Consider the following 26,890-nt stretch of genomic DNA (forward strand, 5'->3'; position numbering starts at 1 on the left):
GTGTTCGAGTCGGGGGACGGGCCGGTAAAGCTGCCCGCCGAACTCCAGCAGTTTTTCAAGGTCATTGCGGGAATGGAATGGCCGGAGGGCAATGTGCGCAGTATGCGCGCGTTGTCACAGGCGTGGGCAGACATGGTTGTGCCGTTGGATAATTTCTCGGCGGATGTGCGGGCGCGGGCGGTCGACCTTGATCGGTCGATGGATGGTGAATATGCGGACGCAATGGGGACGTGGCTCACCGGGACGTTAGCCCCGTCCCTGGATCAGCTCCAGACGTCGGCCAACGATCTGTCGGCGGCGCTGCGCAACTCCGCGGCGGATGTGGAAAAAGCGCAGATTATGATGATCGTGGCCGGCTTGATGGCGCTGGTCCAGATCGCACTCCTTATCGCCTCTCTGATTTTCGCGTGGATGGCGCCCGTGGTCCAGGCTGCGACCCAGCTGACCATGAGGATGATATTCCAACAGTTGTTGGCCAAGCTGGCTTCGTTCGGTATCGAGAAGGCCAGCTGGGCAGCGGTGCAGCAGGGCCTGAAGAACGCGATTCTGCGGATTGCGCCATATGCGCAGCAGGCAGCCATTGAAATCGGCGCTTCCGCGGCCATCGGCGCCGGGGTGATGACGTCGGTGGACTACTTCACTCAGCTGGGCCAGAAGCTCGATCACAAACGCGACCACATCGACGGCACGTCGGTGTGGCAGGCGGCCGTCGGAGGTGCGATCGGGGGTGCGGCGTCGGGGTTGGCGTCCGCGGGTTCGTCGGTGATCGTGCACGTGGTGAAGGACGCGGCCGCGCAGTTCGGAAAGAAAATCCCGGGCGGGCTGGTCGCGCTGGGACATCTCGGATTCGCGACGGGGCAGGTGCTTTCGGTCGCGATCAGTAACCCCATCATCAACACGGTGCTCAACAACCCTGACGCGTTCTGGGGTGGTCTGCTGGGCGCACTGTCGCCGCACGGCCGTCCCCAGTTGCCCGACCGCTCGGGCGGCGAGGGTGGGACCACCCTCAATCCCGGAGACGTCTCTTTTCCGGGAGGTTCGGACCAGCCGGGAGCGGCGGGCGAAAAGCCAGCTGAGGAAGGGCAAGGGTCATCGCCGGACGAGAAGCCGCCCGCTTATGACGAAGGGACGGCGGACACCGCCGAGAAGCCGCGGCTGGTCATTCCGCAGCAGAGCACCGTGACGGGCGGGGAGCAGAGTCCTGGGTCTCAGTCAGGTGATGGTCAGGCGGGGGCGGTCGGCGGTCAGGGTTCGGGTACTCAGGCGGGGGACGGCCGGGCGCAGGGTGTTGGGACGGTCGGTGGCCAGAGCCCGGGGTCTCAGTCGGGTGATGGCCGGGTTGGTTCGGTGGGGGGCAGGGGCGCGGGTTCTCAGACGGGCGATGGTGAGGCGCAGGGTGTCGAGACAGCGCAGGGCCAGATCCCCACTACTTCCGCGGCGGGCGGCCAGACCCAGGCCACGGTGACGACGGGTGCGCAGGCACCCGCCCACGAGACCACCGGAGAGCGCGGAGCAGTCATCGAGACCAGCGGTACGCAGACCCCGGCCAGCCAGGCGGCGCACGGCGAACAGTCCGCCGTGGCGCAGCAACCGGTTGTCAGTGGGGGGACTCAGCTGGGCCAGCTGTTCACTCCGGCCGGCACCCAGCCATCCGCGGGCACCGGTCAGCTGGGAACCGGCGGGGAAGGCGGCCTCGCGGGGAACTCGTCCGGGCAGACGTCGACGCAGTCGAGTACTGACAACCGTCCTGCCGCAACCCAGGGCGGCTCGTCGGAGCAGGCCGGGCGTCCGGCTACCAGTACGTCGGGTCAAACGTCGGCTGACAGTCGTCCCGCAGCCGGCACTGGCGGGTCGTCGTCGGAGCAGGCGGCGCGTCCGGCCACCGGCACGCCAGGGCAGCCGTCCTCGCAGACGGGTGGCCCGGGCCAGTCGAACGTGGCCGAGTCCGCGCGCCCGGGCTCAGCGGCGGCTCTGCCCGCCACGTCCACGGCGGGTGGCCCGCCCACCTCTACTTCGAGCGGCGACGTCCGGCCGGCTGCGGCGACGTCCGGCGGCCAGGCCCAACCGGCGAACCCCGTGGGTTCTGCTCAGCCGGGTGGTGTGGAGGGTGGACGGCCCGCGGTGGCCGGTCCGGCGGTGGGTCAGGGTGGGGCGGTTCAGCCAGGGGGAACGGTGAGCGGGCAGCCGTCTGGTTCTGGTGCGCAGCCGGCGGTGGGTCAGGGTGGGGCGGTTCAGCCAGGGGGAACGGTGAGCGGGCAGCCGTCTGGTTCTGGTGCGCAGCCGGCGGTGGGTCAGGGTGGGGCGGTTCAGCCAGGGGGAACGGTGAGCGGGCAGCCGTCTGGTTCTGGTGCGCAGCCGGCGGTGGGTCAGGGTGGGCGCTCGGATGCACCTGGTGTTGTGCCGGCAGGGGGGCATGAAGGTCTGCGGCCCGGGCTGTCCGCGTCGGGCAGCGGGAGCGGTGCGGGTAGCCGGCCGGGAGCCGAGACTTCCGGGACCGGCATGTCGGCGGCGCAGCAGTTTCTGCGCGGCGAGACCACTCCGGCGCAGCACGCGGCCGGTGGTCGTGACGGTGCCGCCCAGCCCGTCCGGACCGAGGGCGGCCGGTCTGGTCAGATGCCCGCAGGACCGCCGCCGAAGGGCGGGGGTGACGGACCACCGGTCACGTCTTCTTCTGCTCCGGGGACGGCGGGGAGGTCGGCGGGTGACGGCCCGGCCCGGCCCGGCGCCGACGGGACGCAGGGCAGCCGGGTGTCCTTGGAACCGGCGCACGCGGTGGAAAGCCGGATTCCGGACAAGGCCGGACGGCCGCAGGCCAAGCCGGGTGAAAACACCGGTTCCCGGGATGCCGCCGACCCGCAAGCGGCGGCGGTGGCGGCTCAGCTGGCGCTGAGTCGGCCGGACGTGCAGTCGGGGCCGGCTCACGACGGCCGCCCGGCGGGGTCCGGGGCGGGTCCGGTGGCTGTCGCCGAGTGGAACGCGGTGCGCGAGTCGGTGCCGCCGACACGGCACCGGGGGGAGCGGCTCGATGGGAACGGGATCGCGCAAACCCGTTTCGATGTGCGGCGTGGCGAGGTCGGGGAGGGCCAGTGGGTGCGTGAGCTGTCGGTGCCCGTGGATCTCGTGTCGGCATCGGGCAAGGTCGACGCGAAGACGCGTCGGGAGGTGGCGCGGAACGTACAGCGAACGCTGGACGAGCGCGTCAACGGACGGCACCGGTTCCCCAACGGGGACCAGCTGCACGTGGTGCTCGACGCCGGGACGCCCAACGGGCCGCGGCCGGGCTGGCAGCAGGATGCCTCCAGGCGCGTGCCGGTCGAGGTGGTCGCGGAGCGGGGCCGGATCGGTCAGCTGACCTGGCCATTGGGGAACACGGACGCGGTCGTGGGCAGTCTGCTGAAGTTCGTCGGGGTCGACGGGGCGGCGCGGAAAACGGTGCCTGGACGGCCGGGCAGCGGGCCGGGTGGCAGGCTGGGTGACGCGGATATCGCGGCGATCGACAAAACGATCCGCGACACTCCCACGGAGGCGCCCGATTCGCGCCCGCAAGAGGAGCCGAAGCCCCCTGCGGTTGTGGCGGGCCCGTCGGGTGAGGTGACGTGGCCGCAGCGGTTGCCGGGGCTGGGAACGTCGTGGTCGCGGGGCGCGGACGGGTGGTATCGGGCGGAGGGGCCCGGCGTGCTGGAGCGCGCCGGGGCAGAGCCGGTGGCGGTGCCTCCAGGGGCGCGTGCGGTGGTCGACGTGAGGGGCGACCTGCGGCACGTGGTGCTCGAGACCGGCGTCAGTTTTGAGCGCGGACTCGAGGGTTCGTGGTCGCCGCCACGGGCACAGGCGGGCGACGTTCGGGCACGGAAGACGGACGTTCGGCAAGAGTTGGCGCGCACGGACGGCTCGTTGCTGGCGGAGCTGCCGCCGGAGAGCGAAGTGGTGGTCGACCGCCATGGCGGTGGGGAAAAGGTGGTGGCGTATCGGCAGCTGAAGGATGAGCAGGGCAAGTGGTTGCCGAAGCCGCGGGTGTTTGTGCCCGAGGATGGTGGCGGCTGGGTGGAGCACGCGACCGATGCGGTGGCGTACGAGGCATGGCTGGCGAGCGCGAACAAGGCGCATGACGCGTCTTTGACGTTGTGGGACATCGCGGCGCGTTCAGGTTCGGACATCCCGGAAGAATTTCGGCTGACCGCCTTGAGCGACGCTAAGCTGAAGGATCTGTATTCGCGGGGGCCGGAAGCCGACGCGTTCGCCGCGGTGTTCGAGCTGATCCGGCGGAAGAAGGGGATCGCCCTGCGGTGGACGCAGGTGTCGGCGGTGCACGCGTTCGGCAAGGGGCAAGTGGTAAACATGGCGGCGGGTGAGGGAAAGTCGTGGCTTTTCTTCGCGCACGCGGCCGTGAACGCGATGCGGCCCGGCGTGGACGGCGTTCAGGTAACCACGACCCGGGGCAACCTGGCGGATCGGGAGCTGGCTCACTACAAGGAGATGCTGGGAGCACTGGGAGTCGACGTGCACCGGCTGGACCCGGACAAGCCGCCGCCGACACCGCAAGCGGGGCGGCCGACGGTGTACTTGGGTACGGCGGAGGACGTCGGGTTCACCTACCTGCGGCATGAGACGTTGCCGGGTCAGCAGAGCAAGAAAGACCCGATGGTGCTCTCGGTGAGCATCGATGAGATCGACGAAGCGCTGGTCTACTCGAACTCGCAGTACATCCTGAGCGAGGGAGTGCAGTCGGCGGCCGCGCCGGAAGTGAGTGCGCAGGTCGGCTGGGCGCACGACCTGGTGCGTGACGGGATGGACAGCGGCTGGTTGCAGGAGGCGGACTTCGGGCGCCGGCCAGGGCAGGCGGGTGGTGCGGCCAGGCTGACCGAGTCCGGCCGGGAAAAGGTGGAACTGCTGCTGGGCCGTTCGCTGTCCGATGAAGAAGTCTCCCGGGTCAACATGGCTGCTGCTGCCCGGTGGGAATACCGGGAAAATGTGCACTACGTCGAGCACGAAGGCAAGATCTACATCATCGATCAGACCACCCACAACGTTCTGTTCAACCCGGAGACCAGCTCGGAAAGCCGGTGGAACGGGGGGCTGGCGCAGGCGGTGGAGTTTAAGCACGGGCTGCAGATCCGCAGCGACTCGGCGAGCAGCAAGAGTGTAACCGCGCACGAGCTTTTGTCGATGAAGGAATACGGGCAGAAGACGGGGGCGTCGGGGACGGCGAACGGGCACGGCGCGAAGTTCGCCGAGAAGGGCATGTCGGCCGAAGTCGAGGACATGCCGCGCTACTACGAGTCACGATTGAGGAAGTCCGCCGACGTGGTGGCGGCCGACAGGGACGCGAAACTGGCCCAGATCGCCCAGGATGTCCAGGCCATGCAGGCTCCGGGCGGTTCGCAGCAGCCACAGCTGATCTTGGCCACCGCCAATGACGAGGTCCGCCAGTTGTCGGACATGTTCGCCGAGATGGGTGTCGCGCACGAGGCGATCGACGCCAAGTGGCAGGTGCAGCAGGGCAAGAACTTCGACGAGGAATTCAAGCGGGTCATCGACGCGGCCGGCGCGCCGGGCAAGGTCTTGGTGATCAACATGCAAGGCGCGCGCGGCGTCGACATCAGCACGACCAAGGAGGCGAAGGAGCGGGGGGACCTCTTCGTGCGGATCACCGCGCACTCCGAGATCTCGGCCGATATTGACGTGCAGGCCGAAAACCGGGCCGCCCGCAGCGGTGGCGGCGGCGAGGTCGCTTACTATTCTTCGCCGGAGGACCAGATCTACCGGCTCTCCGACAACCCGGATGTCCAGCTGGCGGTCATCAAGTACACCAACGCCGTCGAGGCCGACGACGCCAAGGCGTTGGCCACGGCCGAGCAGGACTTGCGTGACCTGGTCAAGCCGTTGCAGCCCAACTCCGGGCACCCCACCGTCGACACCACGACCGCCCAGCCCCACGCGCCGCCGGCCGGTCCTGCCCCGGCCACCCGTGCTCCGGGGGAGGAGGACCGTACCCGGCCACCCGACCGGCCGGCACCGACCGGGCAGTCCACCGAGCAGCCGGCCGTCGAGGGGCAAGATTCGAGGTTCGGCGGCGAGGCTTCAGGTCGGCCGGCGATGGGACTCACCTACGACGAGGCTGTCGCTGATGTGCTCGAGGCTGCTGATGAGGAGTTCGCCGGGCAGCTGATCGGCTGGCAGCAGGGCGGCCCGGGATTGACCCTGCCGGACTCGGTGGTCCAGCAATTACATGGTGAGTTCGTTGCGGCCCGTCACGCCGAGTTCGATGTCTTGATGGCTGCTCTGCGGGCCGGGACGGGGACTGGTTATGAGGTGGATGAGGCTTGGCTGAAGTGGCTGGACCACCTCACCGCGGCAACCGCAGGTTTGTACGACACGTTCACTCAGACGGCTGAGGCCCACGGTTCCGGCGCGAGTTCGGCCGAGCCTGCGCAGGGCCCGGTTGCGCCGCAAAGTGAACCGCCGTCCGAGCACTCGACCCCCCCGGCGGAGGCGCCCGGTGCTGTGGCTGGGAAGACCGACGTGCCGGCGTTCCCGTCGGCTCCGGCGGAGGCGCGCGAGTGGCTGAACGAAGAGGCCGCCCGGGCTTCGAAGCGCCTGGGCAAGCTGCCGCAAGATCGTGTGGAGAAGCTACTGGCGCAGGCAGCCTCGATCGTGTCGGGATTCCACCGCATCCCGCTGATGCAGGCGACCGCGCAGGACCGCGAACGGCGATCGGTCATCGACGCGGTGGAGTCGGTGGTGGCGCATCGGCTGGCCATGGGGCAGGGCGTCGAAGCGCGGGAGCTGGCCAAGGGGCTGGCCGGGCCGCTGGGGACGCGGCGTGCCTATGGCCTCCCCGGCGGTGCGCCTTCGTGGGCAAAACAGGATCGATCGGAGTCTGGGGATGAGCGGTCTGAAGGCGCCGCCGGACCCTCTGGCACCTCGCCAGCGGGGCAGGGAGCTGTTTTCCCGGATGCCCGTTCCGAGCCGTCGGCAACCGAAGAGAAAAGGGCTGCGTCGGGTGGTGTGGCGGAGCAGAGGCCGGAGTCGCTGGGGTCGCGTAAGCGTGGTGCGCCGGATGTTGCTGATGATGGTGGGGGTAAGCGGCAGCGGGTCGAGGGGGGTGGGTCGGGCTCGCCGGCGGGGCAGGGAGCTGTTTTCCCGGATGCCCGTTCCGAGCCGTCGGCAACCGAAGAGAAAAGGGCTGCGTCGGGTGGTGTGGCGGAGCAGAGGCCGGAGTCGCTGGGGTCGCGTAAGCGTGGTGCGCCGGATGTTGCTGATGATGGTGGGGGTAAGCGGCAGCGGGTCGAGGGGGGTGGGTCGGGCTCGCCGGCGGAGGTGGGCGGCGATGCCGATGTGGTGGTGCGGGAGGATCACAAGCGTTACGTTGCGCGGCTGAACGAGGTGCTCGCCGGCGAACCGCGGGTGGATTTCCGGGCGGTCCTGGATATCGTCCGGCAGGCTGCCCCCGGCCGGGACAGTAGCGCGCTCAGGGCCGCGTTCAAGCAGGTCGACGGGGTCGATCTGGCAGCTGTGGTCTACCTCGCAGGGAAGAGTGAACGGCTGGACGCGGTGCAAGCGCATCGGTTGCTGGAGCGGCTCGGGTTGATTTCGGCCAGCGAACTGCTCCCGACGGAAGAGCAGCTGCCGACACCGCGGGTGTACACGGACGTGCCCGCTATGCCGCACGATCAGGAGCCGGTGCGTGCTTTCGCCGCCGAGCTCAAGACGTGGGTCGATTCGGGGCTGGAGAGCGTGGCAGTGGATCTCTTCGCCCGACTTGACCGCAATATGCGCACTGTGTGGGCGGTCCGGGAAGCCTATCGCCGGCTGACCGCCGGGAGCGACACGCCGGGGCGAGAGCTACTAATAGATCTCGCGACGGCTTTGCCTGCCGAGCGCGAGTTCATCGAGCACCTTTTCGGATTGCCGGCGCCGGAGGTGACGGCGTGGCAGGACAACGCCGTACCCGCCGTCGTGGAATGGGAGACTGCGCTGGAGTGGATGCGGGCACTGCGAAATCTCACTATGGATTTCAAGTATGGCGATATCCCTGTCCCGCATGATTATGGTGACGATGGCTGCTACACGCGAGGACACCTCGCCGCTTTGAAGCTCATCCAGTTAGGTGCACACCCGCGTAAGATCTTCGTGGCTTCCGGGACGGGCTTGCGCGTGGAAACCACTGAACCGGACGGCTCGCCGCGTGAACTCGCGTGGAACTACCACACGGCGCCATTGGTGTACGTACGCGGCCCAAATGGTCCTGAGTGGATGGTGTTCGACAGTAGCCTGTCCGAACGTCCATTGCGACAGGTCGAATGGTTCACCCAGATGGGAATCAGCCTTGCGGTGGAGTCAGTTATTGAGGGCCCCCAGCAATATGTTAGGTCCGCCATGGATCATCTTCGAGGCGAGGAAATATTGTGGGCCGACTCAGGTTACATGATTGCACCGTATGCCGTTGTCACGGATCTTCACGTTCATAGCGATATCGTGCGAAAAGAGCCAGGTCCTCTGCTGTCATACTTAGAAGATCTCGACGAAATCCACATGAATTCAGTTGAGTTCAACCTTGTCTATTATTCAGGTATCGTTGGGCAGAGGAAGTTGTCCGCGCAAGTGCAGGAGCTTGTAAGGAATCGTAAGCAGGAGCTGCAAGCGGATGGTCCGCTCTCGGGTCACGACGAAGACGCCGTCTACGAGATGGTGTCCGGAGCGCTGAGCGGTAACCTCGGACTGCTGGAGTCTCAGCCGCGGCTCGCCGCCTATCTGCGCGACATACTGCCCCGCCGCTACTCCGAGCTGGAGGCCGCCAACTCGTTGCAGGGTCTGGCGGACATGCTGTCGGAGTTCGACCAATCGCCCGGTCCGCAGGCGGATGGCGTTACCGTCACGAAGTCCGCCTATGAGGCCGCGGTCGAGGCGCTGACGGGCTTCGGCGGTGATGACGCGATCACCCGCGACTGGGTCGAAGCCGGCTCGAGTACCGGATCGCACCCCGCTGGACCGGCTCCGAAGGCGTCGGAGGGCGAGGACGATCCGGATTGGAGGCCGCGGGAGCTGGTCGGGGACGGCGTGGTCCTGGCCGGCGACGGGGCGATCGCGGATGCCGATGGGACGAGCACGGGGCAACTGCTTCCCGGCGTGGCCGAGTCGCTGCCCGCCGACATCGTGCGGCAATGGCAGCAGGCCCGGAGTGCGCTGGCTGCGTCCAAACTGCCTGCGCACGTGGCAGACGCCTTGGCCGTCCGTGCCGGGCAGCTGTTGTCCGACGTTTACCAAACCCAGACTTTCATCGCACCTGTTTCCGCGGCTCAGCGTGGCCTGATCAGCCGGGACGGGGTGTTCAGAACGATCGTGACCGCCCGACGGACAACCGACTATGAGAACGGCTTGGACCTCCCCGCCGCCGAGCAACGCGTGGTGGACCTGGCACGCGCGCTTGCGGGACGCGTGGAGGCGCCACGAACTCGCGGTGCGCGAGGAGCCCGCAGCGAGGCAGGCGGAAGTTCCGACGGCGGCGCCGCGGCCGGGGCGGGTCGCGGCAGCTCTCGGTGGAAGGCGTCCGGTGAGCCGGAAGGCGACGTGCTGGACGAGCCGGATGCACTGGTACTGGACGGCGGTGGTCCTGCGCTGGAGGGGCTTGCCGCGGCAGGGCGTGGGCTGGCGAGTCCCGGTGGCACACGTGAAGGCGACGCGGTTCCGGCTGAGTCGCCGGATTCGGGCGCCGTCTATTTCGAGCCGGAGCAGCCAGTGCTGGGTGGTGGTCAGGAGAGATTTGATGCTGATGCGGTGATGGCGAGCCTTGGTCTGTCGTCGGCGATTGGTGCCGACGGGTTTTCGGGTGTGTCGTCGTTTGAGGTAGATGTGAGTGGTTTTGGCGCCATGGACCCGTTCTTTGGTGGTGAGGGGTTTGAGTTTGGGTCGGGGCTGGGTGATGTGGGTTTTGATGTGCCGGACTTCGCCGGGTGGGGTGATGGCGGGTTTGGTGTGGCGGAGTTTGGTGGGGTCTCGCCGGTTCGTCGGGGTGAGATGGAGATGGCGATGGGTCGGGGGCGGGAGCTGTCGCGGTTGGGTCGGGAGGGGGGTGAGGAGCCGCCGTTTGAGACGTTGCCGTCGGCGAGCGGGGTTGCGGTGAGGGGGGTGCGGTCGGGGGTGGTGGTGGGTGATGGTGGTCCGGCGCTGGCCAAGGTCGCGCGGTGGCTGCCGCGGGTGGTCGGTGAGTTCAATCTGGTGCTGGCCGGTCATGGGATGCGTGATGAGCAGGCGGCGGCGGAGGCGTTGCGGTCGGCGGAGTGGAACCGTGCAGACACGGTGCGGGTGTGGGCGGGCAACGCGGACTTTTTGCCGGAGTTTGCACGGGCACTGCGTGAGGCGACCCGGGTGCCGGTGCTACGGCCGGTGGATTATGTGTTTTTCGGTTTCGATGAGCCGGCAGGATTGTCGGGGCGCGCGGGCCGTGTGGGATCGGTGGTGTATGACGCGACCACCAGTGTGCCGTCGTTTGTTGAGACACCGGGCAGCGGCTGGGTGGAGGTTATGGAGGGAGGCACGGAACAGCCGTCGAACGTTAGCGTGCCGTTCCCGGATGATGCGCCGGCTCGTTATGGCTTGGATGATTTGGTGCATTTGGCTCCACCGTCGGATGTGACGGAGGGTTCTCATCCGGTTGTTCAGAAGTTGCTGGAGTGGCGGCCGGAGGATTGGAATTCGGGGAAGACGTTGCGGGATGAGTTGGAGCGGGTAAGTGGCCAGTTACCTGAGGGGTATGTGGTTCCGGCGCGGGGGGCGAAGCCCTCGGGCAAGATGGCGGAGCTGGTGAAGCAATGGGTGCTGGGGTTGGACGGCGTCACGGATCCACGCACAGGGCGGAACGTTACGGGTAAGGCTGCGGGGAAGCTGGCCGGTGACCGCATGGTCGGGGAGCGCATGCCAGCGATCTGGCGGATGCAAGCGAAGAACACCGCGGCGGAGGCGGGTGACCAGCGTGCGAGCGTCGCGGGCGACCGTAAGCAGTTGTGGGTCGGTCAATTCGAGCCGAAATCGGAGGCGATTGCACCTGCTGACCTGGCGAGGATTGCTGTCGAGGTCAGGCCGGACTTCGTGGAGCAGCAGCGGAAGAGGGTGGAGCAGCAGCGCATTGACGGTGACTTCCGGCTGATACTTCATACGGTTCACCCGCCCAGCGGGCACGGCCGCGCTCTCGGCAGGCTTGATGCAGCCCATCGCCAGCTGGTTGAAGTGCTGGGTGGTGGTGAAAGCGGAGCCGGTCAGCTTCCGAGGATCACCAAGGTGCTGGCGTCATATCTAAGGTCGGGTGCGGCCAGGTTGGAGTTGGTGCGGTATCTGGACGGCGAAGGTGTGCCGCTGGCTGACTACCGAGAGCGTAGGGCGCTCGATGTCACCTATCTGGTGCGTACGAATAAGCTGCCTTTGGTGCATGAGGATCAGGTCCGGTTGATGGCGACTGGGGCTGCGGAGCGGGCCTTTGTCGAGTCGGCAGAAATGCCGATGTTTCACGTTGAAATTAACCACAAGAAGAACATAACCGACGATCCTGTCCAGTATTTTGAGGAGCTTTTCGGCGAAGGCGTATCCAAATTCTTTGATGGCCTGGCATCGCAAGGTCTTACATTGCCGGATCGCGAGAAGTTCACGCCTCGGGTGACGGTGAGGTACAAAGGTTCGTCACAACTTGTGGAAGTTCCCGCGCGCGTGTTCGTGGTGGAGGAAGTCGGTGCGGGAGAACGAACGGAGGAAGTCGGTGCGGGAGAACGAACGGAGTGGCGTGCCGCCAAGGTGATCGCGAGCGACGATATCCCTCCTGCTGGTCGGGCCGATCTCGATGCCTGGGTGAAGGATTTGGTTCCGGCGGCTTTCAAAGGACATGACCGGCAGGGGCGTCCACTGGATCTGCGGCCTGCCTTCACCGTCTCGGGGCCAGTCGAAGAGGGTGGCGGTAAACCTGGAGCCAACCTGGCGGCGCATTTGAGGAAGTCTTTCACCGCCGCTATGGCCTCGGAGCGGGAGAAGAGGCAGGTTCCGGTGGACGTGGCCGAGCTTGGCCTGACGTTCCCGGTAGGCAGCTGGAGACTACGTTCAAAGGACGGAAAAGAGGGCGCGTCCACCGGTTTCTGGGTGACACTGCATCCGGATCCTCATCCTGACTGGACGGCTGCTGATTATCGCAGGCTTCGGGTGCTGGAGGGGGCGGAGTTCGTTCGAGGGCTTGCCCGGTTGGTGGACGCGGCGGTGTGGGATGTGCGGCAGGTGGTGTTCGGGGCGGTGGAACGTGCGGTCGCGCAGGCGAGGGAGGCTGGGAACCGGACTGCGGTGGTGGAGCCCATCACGGCGGAAATCCAGAAGATTTTCTCAGAGTCGACTAAATGGAGCGAAGGGCGGCGGACGTATCTTCGTGACCTGCTGAACGGGATCGTGGACGAGGCGCTGGCCCGGCAGAAGGAAACACTGCCCGCCGGAATGACGGTCATCCGTCCTAAGGTGAGCGTGGTGGTGGCTGCGCCGAGCCGGCAGCAGACAGTCGTGCGTCTGGAAGTCGGGCTCCGCTTGGTTGAGCCGTCTGCTGAGGCCGCGACGACGCTGGACGCTGCCGGGGAAGTGCGCGCCGCGGCCCGTGCTGGTCGGGGTGGGTCACCGAGCGAGGACGGGTTGGGTGTTGGTGTGGCCGGCCCGTCCCAGGACCGTGGGGCGGTAACGCCGGGTACGCGGGCCGGGTCCGAAGAGACCGAGGCCGCCTTCGAGGAGTTTGCGCCAGTCGAGCACTCGCCGTCGCCGTCGGCGAGGGCGGATGATCCGGTTGATGTGGTCATGGAGGATTTCCAGGCTCGCTTGGACGAGGGCGATTACAGCGGCGGCTTCTTCCCGGATGGGCTGGATAGTGTCGCTCCATACGACGAGCAGGCCGGTTTCGGTGATGTGCCGTCCTTTGCCGCGGGTGCGAATGATTTCGCCGCGCTGGGGGAGTTGTTTGGTGATGGGGTTGGGGTGGGGTTTGAGTTTGGGTCGGGGCTGGGTGATGTGGGTTTTGGTGTGCCGGACTTCGCTGGGTGGGGTGATGGCGGGTTTGGTGTGGCGGAGTTTGGTGGGGTCTCGCCGGGTCGTCGGGGTGCGATGGAGATGGCGATGGGTCGGGGGCGGGAGCTGTCGCGGTTGGGTCGGGAGGGGGGTGAGGAGCCGCCGTTTGAGACGTTGCCGTCGGCGAGCGGGGTTGCGGTGAGGGGGGTGCGGTCGGGGGTCGTGGTGGGTGATGGTGGTCCGGCGCTGGCCAAGGTCGCGCGGTGGCTGCCGCGGGTGGTCGGTGAGTTCAATCTGGTGCTGGCCGGTCATGGGATGCGTGATGAGCAGGCGGCGGCGGAGGCGTTGCGGTGGGCGGAGTGGAACCGTGCAGACACGGTGCGGGTGTGGGCGGGCAACGCGGACTTTTTGCCGGAGTTTGCACGGGCACTGCGTGAGGCGACCGGGGTGCCGGTGCTACGGCCGGTGGATTATGTGTTTTTCGGTTTCGATGAGCCGGCAGGATTGTCGGGGCGCGCGGGCCGTGTGGGATCGGTGGTGTATGACGCGACCACCAGTGTGCCGTCGTTTGTTGAGACACCGGGCAGCGGCTGGGTGGAGGTTATGGAGGGAGGCACGGAACAGCCGTCGAACGTTAGCGTGCCGTTCCCGGATGATGCGCCGGCTCGTTATGGCTTGGATGATTTGGTGCATTTGGCTCCACCGTCGGATGTGACGGAGGGTTCTCATCCGGTTGTTCAGAAGTTGCTGGAGTGGCGGCCGGAGGATTGGAATTCGGGGAAGACGTTGCGGGATGAGTTGGAGCGGGTAAGTGGCCAGTTACCTGAGGGGTATGTGGTTCCGGCGCGGGGGGCGAAGCCCTCGGGCAAGATGGCCCGACTGGTGAAGCAGTGGGTGCTGGGGTTGGACGGCGTCACGGATCCACGCACAGGGCGGAACGTTACGGGTAAGGCTGTGGTGAAGCTGGCCGGCGACCGCATGGTCGCGGTGGGCATGCCAGCGATCTGGCGGATGCAAGCGAAGAAGGCCGCGGCGGAGGCGGGTGACCAGCGTGCGAGCGTCGCGGGCGACCGTAAGCAGTTGTGGGTCGGTCAATTCGAGCCGAAATTGAAGAAGATTGCACCTGCTGACCTGGCGAGGATTGCTGTCGAGGTCAGGCCGGACTTCGTGGAGCAGCAGCGGAAGAGGGTGGAGCAGCAGCGCATTGACGGTGACTTCCGGCTGATACTTTATATGGTTCCCCCGCGCCGCGGGCATCTAGGCCTCGCTCTCGGCAGGCTTGATGCAGCCCATCGCCAGCTGGTTGAAGTGCTGGGTGGTGGTGAAAGCGGAGCCGGTCAGCTTCCGAGGATCACCAAGGTGCTGGCGTCATATCTAAAGTCGGGTGCGGCCAGGTTGGAGCTGGTGCGGTATCTGGACGGCGAAGGTGTGCCGCTGGCTGACTACCGAGAGCGTAGGGCGCTCGATGTCACCTATCTGGCGCGTACGAATAAGCTGCCTTTGGTGCATGAGGATCAGGTCCGGTTGATGGCGGCTGGGGCTGCGGAGCGGGCCTTTGTCGAGTCGGCAGAACTGCCGATGTTTCACGTTGAAATTAACCACAAGAAGAACACGGCCGACGATCCTGTCCCCCAGTATTTTGAGGAGCTTTTCGGCGAAGGCGTATCCGAATTCTTTGATGGCCTGGAATCGCAAGGTCTTACATTTCCGGATCGCCAGAAGTTCACGCCTCGGGTGACGGTGAGGTACAAAGGTTCGTCACAACTTGTGGAAGTCCCCGCGCGCGTGTTCGTGGTGGAGGAAGTCGGTGCGGGAGAACGAACGGAGTGGCGTGCCGCCAAGAAGTATGCGGGTGACGATATCCCTCCTGCTGGTCGGGCCGATCTCGATGCCTGGGTGAAGGATTTGGTTCCGGCGGCTTTCAAAGGACATGACCGGCAGGGGCGTCCACTGGATCTGCGGCCTGCCTTCATCGTCTCGGGGGGGACCCGAGTCGAAGAGGGTGGCGGTAAACCTGGAGCCAACCTGGCGGCGCATTTGAGGAAGTCTTTCACCGCCGCTATGGCCTCGGAGCGGGAGAAGAGGCAGGTTCCGGTGGACGTGGCCGAGCTTGGCCTGACGTTCCCGGTAGGCAGCTGGACACTGAACTCAACGGACAGAAAAGAGGGCGCGTCCACCGGTTTCTGGGTGACACTGCATCCGGATCCTCATCCTGACTGGACGGCTGCTGATTATCGCAGGCTTCGGGTGCTGGAGGGGGCGGAGTTCGTTCGAGGGCTTGCCCGGTTGGTGGACGCGGCGGTGTGGGATGTGCGGCAGGTGGTGTTCGGGGCGGTGGAACGTGCGGTCGCGCAGGCGAGGGAGGCTGGGAACCGGACTGCGGTGGTGGAGCCCATCACGGCGGAAATCCAGAAGATTTTCTCAGAGCCGACTAAATTGAGCGAAGGGCGGCGGACGTATCTTCGTGACCTGCTGAACGGGATCGTGGATGAGGCGCTGGCCCGGCAGAAGGAAACACTGCCGGCCGGAATGACGGTCATCCGTCCTAAGGTGAGCGTGGTGGCGGCGGCTACACAGCGCCGGCAGCGGACAGTCGTGCGTCTGGAAGTCGGGCTCCGCTTGGTTGAGCCGTCTGTTGAGGCCGCGACGACGCTGGACGCTGCCGGGGAAGTGCGCGCCGCGGCCCGTGCTGGTCGGGGTGGGTCACCGAGCGAGGACGGGTTGGGTGTTGGTGTGGCCGGCTCGTCCCAGGACCGTGGGGCGATAACGCCGGGTACGCGGGCCGGGTCCGAAGAGACCGAGGCCGCCTTCGAGGAGTTTGCGCCAGTCGAGCACTCACCGTCGCCGTCGGCGAGGGCGGATGATCCGGTTGATGTGGTCATGGAGGATTTCCAGGCTCGCTTGGACGAGGGCGATTACAGCGGCGGCTTCTTCCCGGATGGGCTGGATAGTGTCGCTCCATACGACGAGCAGGCCGGTTTCGGTGATGTGCCGTCCTTTGCCGCGGGTGCGAATGATTTCGCCGCGCTGGGGGAGTTGTTTGGTGATGAGGTTGGGGTGGGGTTTGAGTTTGGGTCGGGGCTGGGTGATGTGGGTTTTGGTGTGCCGGACTTCGCCGGGTGGGGTGATGGCGGGTTTGGTGTGGCGGAGTTTGGTGGGGTCTCGCCGGTTCGTCGGGGTGAGATGGAGATGGCGATGGGTCGGGGGCGGGAGCTGTCGCGGTTGGGTCGGGAGGGGGGTGAGGAGCCGCCGTTTGAGATGTTGCCGTCGGCGAGCGGGGTTGCGGTGAGGGGGGTGCGGTCGGGGGTGGTGGTGGGTGATGGTGGTCCGGCGCTGGCCAAGGTCGCGCGGTGGCTGCCGCGGGTGGTCGGTGAGTTCAATCTGGTGCTGGCCGGTCATGGGATGCGTGATGAGCAGGCGGCGGCGGAGGCGTTGCGGTCGGCGGAGTGGAACCGTGCAGACACGGTGCGGGTGTGGGCGTGCAACGCGGACTTTTTGCCGGAGTTTGCACGGGCACTGCGTGAGGCGACCCGGGTGCCGGTGCTACGGCCGGTGGATTATGTGTTTTTCGGTTTCGATGAGCCGGCAGGATTGTCGGGGCGCGCGGGCCGTGTGGGATCGGTGGTGTATGACGCGACCACCAGTGTGCCGTCGTTTGTTGAGACACCGGGCAGCGGCTGGGTGGAGGTTATGGAGGGAGGCACGGAACAGCCGTCGAACGTTAGCGTGCCGTTCCCGGATGATGCGCCGGCTCGTTATGGCTTGGATGATTTGGTGCATTTGGCTCCACCGTCGGATGTGACGGAGGGTTCTCATCCGGTTGTTCAGAAGTTGCTGGAGTGGCGGCCGGAGGATTGGAATTCGGGGAAGACGTTGCGGGATGAGTTGGAGCGGGTAAGTGGCCAGTTACCTGAGGGGTATGTGGTTCCGGCGCGGGGGGCGAAGCCCTCGGGCAAGATGGCGGAGCTGGTGAAGCAGTGGGTGCTGGGGTTGGACGGCGTCACGGATCCACGCACAGGGCGGAGCGTTACGGGTAAGGCTGTGGGGAAGCTGGCCGGTGACCGCATGGTCGGGGAGCGCATGCCGGCAAGGTGGCGGCTGCAAGCGGAGAACGCCGCGGCGGAGGCGGGTGACCAGCGTGCGAGCGTCGCGGGCGATCGTAAGCAGTTGTGGGTCGGTCAATTCGAGCCGAAATCGGAGGCGATTGCACCTGCTGACCTGGCGAGGATTGCTGTCGAGGTCAGGCCGGACTTCGTGGAGCAGCAGCGGAAGCGGGTGGAGCAGCAGCGCATTGACGGTGACTTCCGGCTGATACTTCATACGGTTCACCCGCCCAGTGGGCATCTGGGCCTCGCTCTCGGCAGGCTTGATGCAGCCCATCGCCAGCTGGTTGAAGTGCTGGGTGGTGGTGAAAGCGGAGCCGGTCAGCTTCCGAGGATCACCAAGGTGCTGGCGTCATATCTAAAGTCGGGTGCGGCCAGGTTGGAGCTGGTGCGGTATCTGGACGGCGAAGGTGTGCCGCTGGCTGACTACCGAGAGCGTAGGGCGCTCGATGTCACCTATCTGGCGCGTACGAATAAGCTGCCTTTGGTGCATGAGGATCAGGTCCGGTTGATGGCGGCTGGGGCTGCGGAGCGGGCCTTTGTCGAGTCGGCAGAAATGCCGATGTTTCACGTTGAAATTAACCACAAGAAGAACATAACCGACGATCCTGTCCAGTATTTTGAGGAGCTTTTCGGCGAAGGCGTATCCGAATTCTTTGATGGCCTGGAATCGCAAGGTCTTACATTGCCGGATCGCGAGAAGTTCACGCCTCGGGTGGCGGTGAGGTACAAAGGTTCGTCACAACTTGTGGAAGTCCCCGCGCGCGTGTTCGTGGTGGAGGAAGTCGGTGCGGGAGAACGAACGGAGTGGCGTGCCGCCAAGGTGATCGCGAGCGACGATATCCCTCCTGCTGGTCGGGCCGATCTCGATGCCTGGGTGAAGGATTTGGTTCCGGCGGCTTTCAAAGGACATGACCGGCAGGGGCGTCCACTGGATCTGCGGCCTGCCTTCACCGTCTCGGGGCCAGTCGAAGAGGGTGGCGGTAAACCTGGAGCCAACCTGGCGGCGCATTTGAGGAAGTCTTTCACCGCCGCTATGGCCTCGGAGCGGGAGAAGAGGCAGGTTCCGGTGGACGTGGCCGAGCTTGGCCTGACGTTCCCGGTAGGCAGCTGGAGACTACGTTCAAAGGACGGAAAAGAGGGCGCGTCCACCGGTTTCTGGGTGACACTGCATCCGGATCCTCATCCTGACTGGACGGCTGCTGATTATCGCAGGCTTCGGGTGCTGGAGGGGGCGGAGTTCGTTCGAGGGCTTGCCCGGTTGGTGGACGCGGCGGTGTGGGATGTGCGGCAGGTGGTGTTCGGGGCGGTGGAACGTGCGGTCGCGCAGGCGAGGGAGGCTGGGAACCGGACTGCGGTGGTGGAGCCCATCACGGCGGAAATCCAGAAGATTTTCTCAGAGCCGACTAAATGGAGCGAAGGGCGGCGGACGTATCTTCGTGACCTGCTGAACGGGATCGTGGACGAGGCGCTGGCCCGGCAGAAGGAAACACTGCCCGCCGGAATGACGGTCATCCGTCCTAAGGTGAGCGTGGTGGTGGCTGCGCGGAGCCGGCAGCAGACAGTCGTGCGTCTGGAAGTCGGGGCGGACATCCCTGCCCCCGCAGGGAAGCCGGTTCCGATTCGGGTTCGGGAGCGAACTCTGGTCGATCTAAGTGTACGGGCTTTGACACAGGGGATAGGGTCTCCGGGGTTGCAGTGGGTTGGCCGTTACCCGCTGGATGGAATTCCAGGCGAGGATTTGCAGTCGGCCTTCGACGAGTGGGTTGCCGAGTTCAAGCCGCTTGCGCGGAGCCGCGAGGAGAACGATCTCGAGCCGTTCGATCTCCATCTGATCCGCACAGTGCAGACCCTGCCGGGGGCTCCGGAGGGCGTTGCCCGGTTGAAGGACGAGACCCGGGATCTGGTCCTGGGTGCGCTGAAGGCTCCTGATGGGTCGAAGCGGTCGGTGGATCATCCGGGCGCGCTGGTGTCGGTGACGGTGAAGCAAGATCGTAATTTCGCGTTGGTGTTGTGGGTGCGGCCTGATGCGGGTGGTTCGGTTGCCGGGTATCGGGCGATGCGGATGATGAATGCGGTTTTTGAGCCGGGGGAGGCAGAGCTGCGGCAGACGGCGGAGTGGAAGCTGGGGTTGATGTTCGCGGATGCTGCGGAGCGGGCGAAGGTTGAACTGGATGAGGCGTTGGGTGCTGAGGCGCGGGGTGGTGAGGTGGTTGATCTGGTCACTCAGGTCGGGGTCTCGGTGGAGTTGGTGGCGGGGCGTGGTGAGGAAACGCTGAGTGGGCAGCGTGAGGAATACCTGACAGGGCTGGCGGGCCGGGTTTTCGCGGAGACGGTGGGTGACCGGATCGCGCCGCGGGTGGATGTGGTGGCGCGTGTGGACGAGTGGTGGCCGCAGGGGGCGGCGGCGGCTTCGGTGAGGGTGGGTGATGGGATGCCACATCCGGTGCCGGCGGGCGTGGTGGTGCCGGGGGTGTCGCCGTTGGTGGTGCCGTCGTGGACAGCTGATCTGGATGTGCGTCCGCGGCTTTTGGAGCCCAGGGAGACGTTGTTGCCTGCGCGGCGGGAGTGGAAGGAGGAGAGTTCGCCGGCTTCCGTGACGATCGATACACAAGACCAAAAACCGTTCGGGGAGTTCATCGCGCGGCTGGCGTCGCAGTGGAAGAATGTCACCGCTGGTGTGGTGACACCGAATATTCAGATCTGGGCGACCCTCGGTGTCACGGAATTCAAGCACGAGGAATATGTGCTGGACTTCGCGAAGAAGGCTGTGAAGCAGCGGCTGCGCGAAGCCGGGGTAGACGCTGAACAATGGGTATTCAGCGAAATTGTCACACGGACTAGAGGTCTTGATTCCAAGGTGACGGTGAGTGTGGCGCCGTCGCCGGTGCTGACTCCGGAGCAGGTGCGGACCGCCTCGTACTGGGAAGGAGGCTCCTTCCCAGTACGATCACGCCGCCAGCGTGAGATGGCCGTATTGCCGGAGGCGGTCGCGCAGGAGCTGGGTTGGCGTGTGCGCAGCTTCGCCGGCGAGGTTGCTTCCCAGGAAAAGGGCAGCTCTCAGCGAGTGAGCAAGGTGTTGGCGGTGGAGATTGCCAGCCGCCTGAATTCGCAGTATGTGTCTCGTCAGAAGGAGGTGCGGTCGGCTGTTCGTGACGCGTTGCCGGGACCGCTGCGTGAGCGCGAGGCATTCATCGACCGGTATGTGCGTTTTATTCCTGCGTCTCGGGTGTGGTGGAATCCGGAACGGCCCGGGATGGGGCTCCGCTTGGTTGAGCTGTCTGCTGAGGCCGCGACGACGCTGGACGCTGCCGGGGAAGTGCGCGCCGCGGCCCGTGCTGGTCGGGGTGGGTCACCGAGCGAGGACGGGTTGGGTGTTGGTGTGGCCGGCCCGTCCCAGGACCGTGGGGCGATAACGCCGGGTACGCGGGCCGGGTCCGAAGAGACCGAGGCCGCCTTCGAGGAGTTTGCGCCAGTCGAGCACTCGCCGTCGCCGTCGCCGTCGCCGTCGCCGTCGCCGTCGCCGTCGCCGTCGGCGAGGGCGGATGATCCGGTTGATGTGCTCATGGAGGATTTCCAGGCTCGCTTGGACGAGGGCGATTACAGCGGCGGCTTCTTCCCGGATGGGCTGGATAGTGTCGCTCCATACGACGAGCAGGCCGGTTTCGGTGATGTGCCGTCCTTTGCCGCGGGTGCGAATGATTTCGCCGCGCTGGGGGAGTTGTTTGGTGATGGGGTTGGGGTGGGGTTTGAGTTTGGGTCGGGGCTGGGTGATGTGGGTTTTGGTGTGCCGGACTTCGCTGGGTGGGGTGATGGCGGGTTTGGTGTGGCGGAGTTTGGTGGGGTCTCGCCGGTTCGTCGGGGTGAGATGGAGATGGCGATGGGTCGGGGGCGGGAGCTGTCGCGGTTGGGTCGGGAGGGGGATGAGGAGCCGCCGTTTGAGATGTTGCCGTCGGCGAGCGGGGTTGCGGTGAGGGGGGTGCGGTCGGGGGTGGTGGTGGGTGATGGTGGTCCGGCGCTGGCCAAGGTCGCGCGGTGGCTGCCGCGGGTGGTCGGTGAGTTCAATCTGGTGCTGGCCGGTCATGGGATGCGTGATGAGCAGGCGGCGGCGGAGGCGTTGCGGTCGGCGGAGTGGAACCGTGCAGACACGGTGCGGGTGTGGGCGGGCAACGCGGACTTTTTGCCGGAGTTTGCACGGGCACTGCGTGAGGCGACCCGGGTGCCGGTGCTACGGCCGGTGGATTATGTGTTTTTCGGTTTCGATGAGCCGGCAGGATTGTCGGGGCGCGCGGGCCGTGTGGGATCGGTGGTGTATGACGCGACCACCAGTGTGCCGTCGTTTGTTGAGACACCGGGCAGCGGCTGGGTGGAGGTTATGGAGGGAGGCACGGAACAGCCGTCGAACGTTAGCGTGCCGTTCCCGGATGATGCGCCGGCTCGTTATGGCTTGGATGATTTGGTGCATTTGGCTCCACCGTCGGATGTGACGGAGGGTTCTCATCCGGTTGTTCAGAAGTTGCTGGAGTGGCGGCCGGAGGATTGGAATTCGGGGAAGACGTTGCGGGATGAGTTGGAGCGGGTAAGTGGCCAGTTACCTGAGGGGTATGTGGTTCCGGCGCGGGGGGCGAAGCCCTCGGGCAAGATGGCGGAGCTGGTGAAGCAGTGGGTGCTGGGGTTGGACGGCGTCACGGATCCACGCACAGGGCGGAACGTTACGGGTAAGGCTGTGGGGAAGCTGGCCGGCGACCGCATGGTCGGGGAGCGCATGCCAGCGATCTGGCGGATGCAAGCGAAGAACGCCGCGGCGGAGGAGGGTGACCAGCGTGCGAGCGTCGCGGGCGACGGTAAGCAGTTGTGGGTCGGTCAATTCGAGCCGAAATCGGAGGCGATTGCACCTGCTGACCTGGCGAGGATTGCTGTCGAGGTCAGGCCGGACTTCGTGGAGCAGCAGCGGAAGAGGGTGGAGCAGCAGCGCATTGACGGTGACTTCCGGCTGATACTTCATACGTTTCCCCCGCACGGCGGGCATCTGGGCCTCGCTCTCGGCAGGCTTGATGCAGCCCATCGCCAGCTGGTTGAAGTGCTGGGTGGTGGTGAAAGCGGAGCCGGTCAGCTTCCGAGGATCACCAAGGTGCTGGGGTCATATCTAAGGTCGGGTGCGGCCAGGTTGGAGCTGGTGCGGTATCTGGACGGCGAAGGTGTGCCGCTGGCTGACTACCGAGAGCGTAGGGCGCTCGATGTCACCTATCTGGCGCGTATGAATGGGCTGCCTTTGGTGCATGAGGATCAGGTCCGGTTGATGGCGGCTGGGGCTGCGGAGCGGGCCTTTGTCGAGTCGGCAGAACTGCCGATGTTTCACGTTGAAATTAACCACAAGAAGAACACGGCCGACGATCCTGTCCAGTATTTTGAGGAGCTTTTCGGCGAAGGCGTATCCGAATTCTTTGATGGCCTGGAATCGCAAGGTCTTACATTGCCGGATCGCGAGAAGTTCACGCCTCGGGTGACGGTGAGGTACAAAGGTTCGTCACGCCTTGTGGAAGTTCCCGCGCGCGTGTTCGTGGTGGAGGAAGTCGGTGCGGGAGAACGAACGGAGTGGCGTGCCGCCAAGGTGATCGCGAGCGACGATATCCCTCCTGCTGGTCGGGCCGATCTCGATGCCTGGGTGAAGGATTTGGTTCCGGCGGCTTTCAAAGGACATGACCGGCAGGGGCGTCCACTGGATCTGCGGCCTGCCTTCACCGTCTCGGGGCCAGTCGAAGAGGGTGGCGGTAAACCTGGAGCCAACCTGGCGGCGCATTTGAGGAAGTCTTTCACCGCCGCTATGGCCTCGGAGCGGGAGAAGAGGCAGGTTCCGGTGGACGTGGCCGAGCTTGGCCTGACGTTCCCGGTAGGCAGCTGGAGACTACGTTCAAAGGACAGAAAAGAGGGCGCGTCCACCGGTTTCTGGGTGACACTGCATCCGGATCCTCATCCTGACTGGACGGCTGCTGATTATCGCAGGCTTCGGGTGCTGGAGGGGGCGGAGTTCGTTCGAGGGCTTGCCCGGTTGGTGGACGCGGCGGTGTGGGATGTGCGGCAGGTGGTGTTCGGGGCGGTGGAACGTGCGGTCGCGCAGGCGAGGGAGGCTGGGAACCGGACTGCGGTGGTGGAGCCCATCACGGCGGAAATCCAGAAGATTTTCTCAGAGCCGACTAAATGGAACGAAGGGCGGCGGACGTATCTTCGTGACCTGCTGAACGGGATCGTGGACGAGGCGCTGGCCCGGCAGAAGGAAACACTGCCCGCCGGAATGACGGTCATCCGCCCTAAGGTGAGCGTGGTGGTGGCTGCGCGGAGCCTGCAGCAGACAGTCGTGCGTCTGGAAGTCGGGCTCCGCTTGGTTGAGCTGTCTGCTGAGGCCGCGACGACGCTGGACGCTGCCGGGGAAGTGCGCGCCGCGGCCCGTGCTGGTCGGGGTGGGTCACCGAGCGAGGACGGGTTGGGTGTTGGTGTGGCCGGCCCGTCCCAGGACCGTGGGGCGGTAACGCCGGGTACGCGGGCCGGGTCCGAAGAGACCGAGGCCGCCTTCGAGGAGTTTGCGCCAGTCGAGCCCTCGCCGTCGCCGTCGCCGTCGGCGAGGGCGGATGATCCGGTTGATGTGGTCATGGAGGATTTCCAGGCTCGCTTGGACGAGGGCGATTACAGCGGCGGCTTCTTCCCGGATGGGCTGGATAGTGTCGCTCCATACGACGAGCAGGCCGGTTTCGGTGATGTGCCGTCCTTTGCCGCGGGTGCGAATGATTTCGCCGCGCTGGGGGAGTTGTTTGGTGATGGGGTTGGGGTGGGGTTTGAGTTTGGGTCGGGGCTGGGTGATGTGGGTTTTGGTGTGCCGGACTTCGCTGGGTGGGGTGATGGCGGGTTTGGTGTGGCGGAGTTTGGTGGGGTCTCGCCGGTTCGTCGGGGTGAGATGGAGATGGCGATGGGTCGGGGGCGGGAGCTGTCGCGGTTGGGTCGGGAGGGGGGTGAGGAGCCGCCGTTTGAGACGTTGCCGTCGGCGAGCGGGGTTGCGGTGAGGGGGGTGCGGTCGGGGGTGGTGGTGGGTGATGGTGGTCCGGCGCTGGCCAAGGTCGCGCGGTGGCTGCCGCGGGTGGTCGGTGAGTTCAATCTGGTGCTGGCCGGTCATGGGATGCGTGATGAGCAGGCGGCGGCGGAGGCGTTGCGGTGGGCGGAGTGGAACCGTGCAGACACGGTGCGGGTGTGGGCGGGCAACGCGGACTTTTTGCCGGAGTTTGCACGGGCACTGCGTGAGGCGACCGGGGTGCCGGTGCTACGGCCGGTGGATTATGTGTTTTTCGGTTTCGATGAGCCGGCAGGATTGTCGGGGCGCGCGGGCCGTGTGGGATCGGTGGTGTATGACGCGACCACCAGTGTGCCGTCGTTTGTTGAGACACCGGGCAGCGGCTGGGTGGAGGTTATGGAGGGAGGCACGGAACAGCCGTCGAACGTTAGCGTGCCGTTCCCGGATGATGCGCCGGCTCGTTATGGCTTGGATGATTTGGTGCATTTGGCTCCACCGTCGGATGTGACGGAGGGTTCTCATCCGGTTGTTCAGAAGTTGCTGGAGTGGCGGCCGGAGGATTGGAATTCGGGGAAGACGTTGCGGGATGAGTTGGAGCGGGTAAGTGGCCAGTTACCTGAGGGGTATGTGGTTCCGGCGCGGGGGGCGAAGCCCTCGGGCAAGATGGCCCGACTGGTGAAGCAGTGGGTGCTGGGGTTGGACGGCGTCACGGATCCACGCACAGGGCGGAACGTTACGGGTAAGGCTGTGGTGAAGCTGGCCGGCGACCGCATGGTCGCGGTGGGCATGCCAGCGATCTGGCGGATGCAAGCGAAGAACGCCGCAGCGGAGGCGGGTGACCAGCGTGCGAGCGTCGCGGGCGACCGTAAGCAGTTGTGGGTCGGTCAATTCGAGCCGAAATTGAAGAAGATTGCACCTGCTGACCTGGCGAGGATTGCTGTCGAGGTCAGGCCGGACTTCGTGGAGCAGCAGCGGAAGAGGGTGGAGCAGCAGCGCATTGACGGTGACTTCCGGCTGATACTTCATACGTTTCCCCCGAGCCGCGGGCATCTGGGCCGCGCTCTCGGCAGGCTTGATGCAGCCCATCGCCAGCTGGTTGAAGTGCTGGGTGGTGGTGAAAGCGGAGCCGGTCAGCTTCCGAGGATCACCAAGGTGCTGGGGTCATATCTAAAGTCGGGTGCGGGCAGGTTGGAGCTGGTGCGGTATCTGGACGGCGAAGGTGTGCCGCTGGCTGACTACCGAGAGCGTAGGGCGCTCGATGTCACCTATCTGGTGCGTACGAATAAGCTGCCTTTGGTGCATGAGGATCAGGTCCGGTTGATGGCGGCTGGGGCTGCGGAGCGGGCCTTTGTCGAGTCGGCAGAACTGCCGATGTTTCACGTTGAAATTAACCACAAGAAGAACATAACCGACGATCCTGTCCAGTATTTTGAGGAGCTTTTCGGCGAAGGCGTATCCGAATTCTTTGATGGCCTGGAATCGCAAGGTCTTACATTGCCGGATCGCCAGAAGTTCACGCCTCGGGTGACGGTGAGGTACAAAGGTTCGTCACAACTTGTGGAAGTCCCCGCGCGCGTGTTCGTGGTGGAGGAAGTCGGTGCGGGAGAACGAACGGAGTGGCGTGCCGCCAAGAAGTATGCGGGTGACGATATCCCTCCTGATGGTCGGGCCGATCTCGATGCCTGGGTGAAGGATTTGGTTCCGGCGGCTTTCAAAGGACATGACCGGCAGGGGCGTCCACTGGATCTGCGGCCTGCCTTCATCATCTCGGGGTGGACCCGAGTCGAAGAGGGTGGCGGTAAACCTGGAGCCAACCTGGCGGCGCATTTGAGGAAGTCTTTCACCGCCGCTATGGCCTCGGAGCGGGAGAAGAGGCAGGTTCCGGTGGACGTGGCCGAGCTTGGCCTGACGTTCCCGGTAGGCAGCTGGACACTGAACTCAAAGGACAGAAAAGAGGGCGCGTCCACCGGTTTCTGGGTGACACTGCATCCGGATCCTCATCCTGACTGGACGGCTGCTGATTATCGCAGGCTTCGGGTGCTGGAGGGGGCGGAGTTCGTTCGAGGGCTTGCCCGGTTGGTGGACGCGGCGGTGTGGGATGTGCGGCAGGTGGTGTTCGGGGCGGTGGAACGTGCGGTCGCGCAGGCGAGGGAGGCTGGGAACCGGACTGCGGTGGTGGAGCCCATCACGGCGGAAATCCAGAAGATTTTCTCAGAGTCGACTAAATGGAGCGAAGGGCGGCGGACGTATCTTCGTGACCTGCTGAACGGGATCGTGGATGAGGCGCTGGCCCGGCAGAAGGAAACACTGCCGGCCGGAATGACGGTCATCCGTCCTAAGGTGAGCGTGGTGGTGGCTGCGCCGAGCCGGCAGCAGACAGTCGTGCGTCTGGAAGTCGGGCTCCGCTTGGTTGAGCTGTCTGCTGAGGCCGCGACGACGCTGGACGCTGCCGGGGAAGTGCGCGCCGCGGCCCGTGCTGGTCGGGGTGGGTCACCGAGCGAGGACGGGTTGGGTGTTGGTGTGGCCGGCTCGTCCCAGGACCGTGGGGCGGTAACGCCGGGTACGCGGGCCGGGTCCGAAGAGACCGAGGCCGCCTTCGAGGAGTTTGCGCCAGTCGAGCACTCGCCGTCGCCGTCGCCGTCGCCGTCGCCGTCGCCGTCGCCGTCGCCGTCGCCGTCGGCGAGGGCGGATGATCCGGTTGATGTGGTCA

At 65.7% G+C, this 26,890-nt stretch carries 1 protein-coding gene (cut by a window edge); it reads left to right on the forward strand.

What is annotated here, in order from left to right:
• Window positions 1–26,890, forward strand: partial view of a protein-glutamine glutaminase family protein gene (locus BLW75_RS34920; protein WP_091599036.1) — the 5' portion only. 23,393 nt of this gene lie beyond the right edge of the window; 26,890 of the gene's 50,283 nt are visible here — the first part of the coding sequence; the start codon lies at window positions 1–3; the stop codon falls past the right edge of the window.

It is taken from the genome of Amycolatopsis lurida, from assembly GCF_900105055.1.
Taxonomy (GTDB): Bacteria; Actinomycetota; Actinomycetes; order Mycobacteriales; family Pseudonocardiaceae; genus Amycolatopsis; species Amycolatopsis lurida.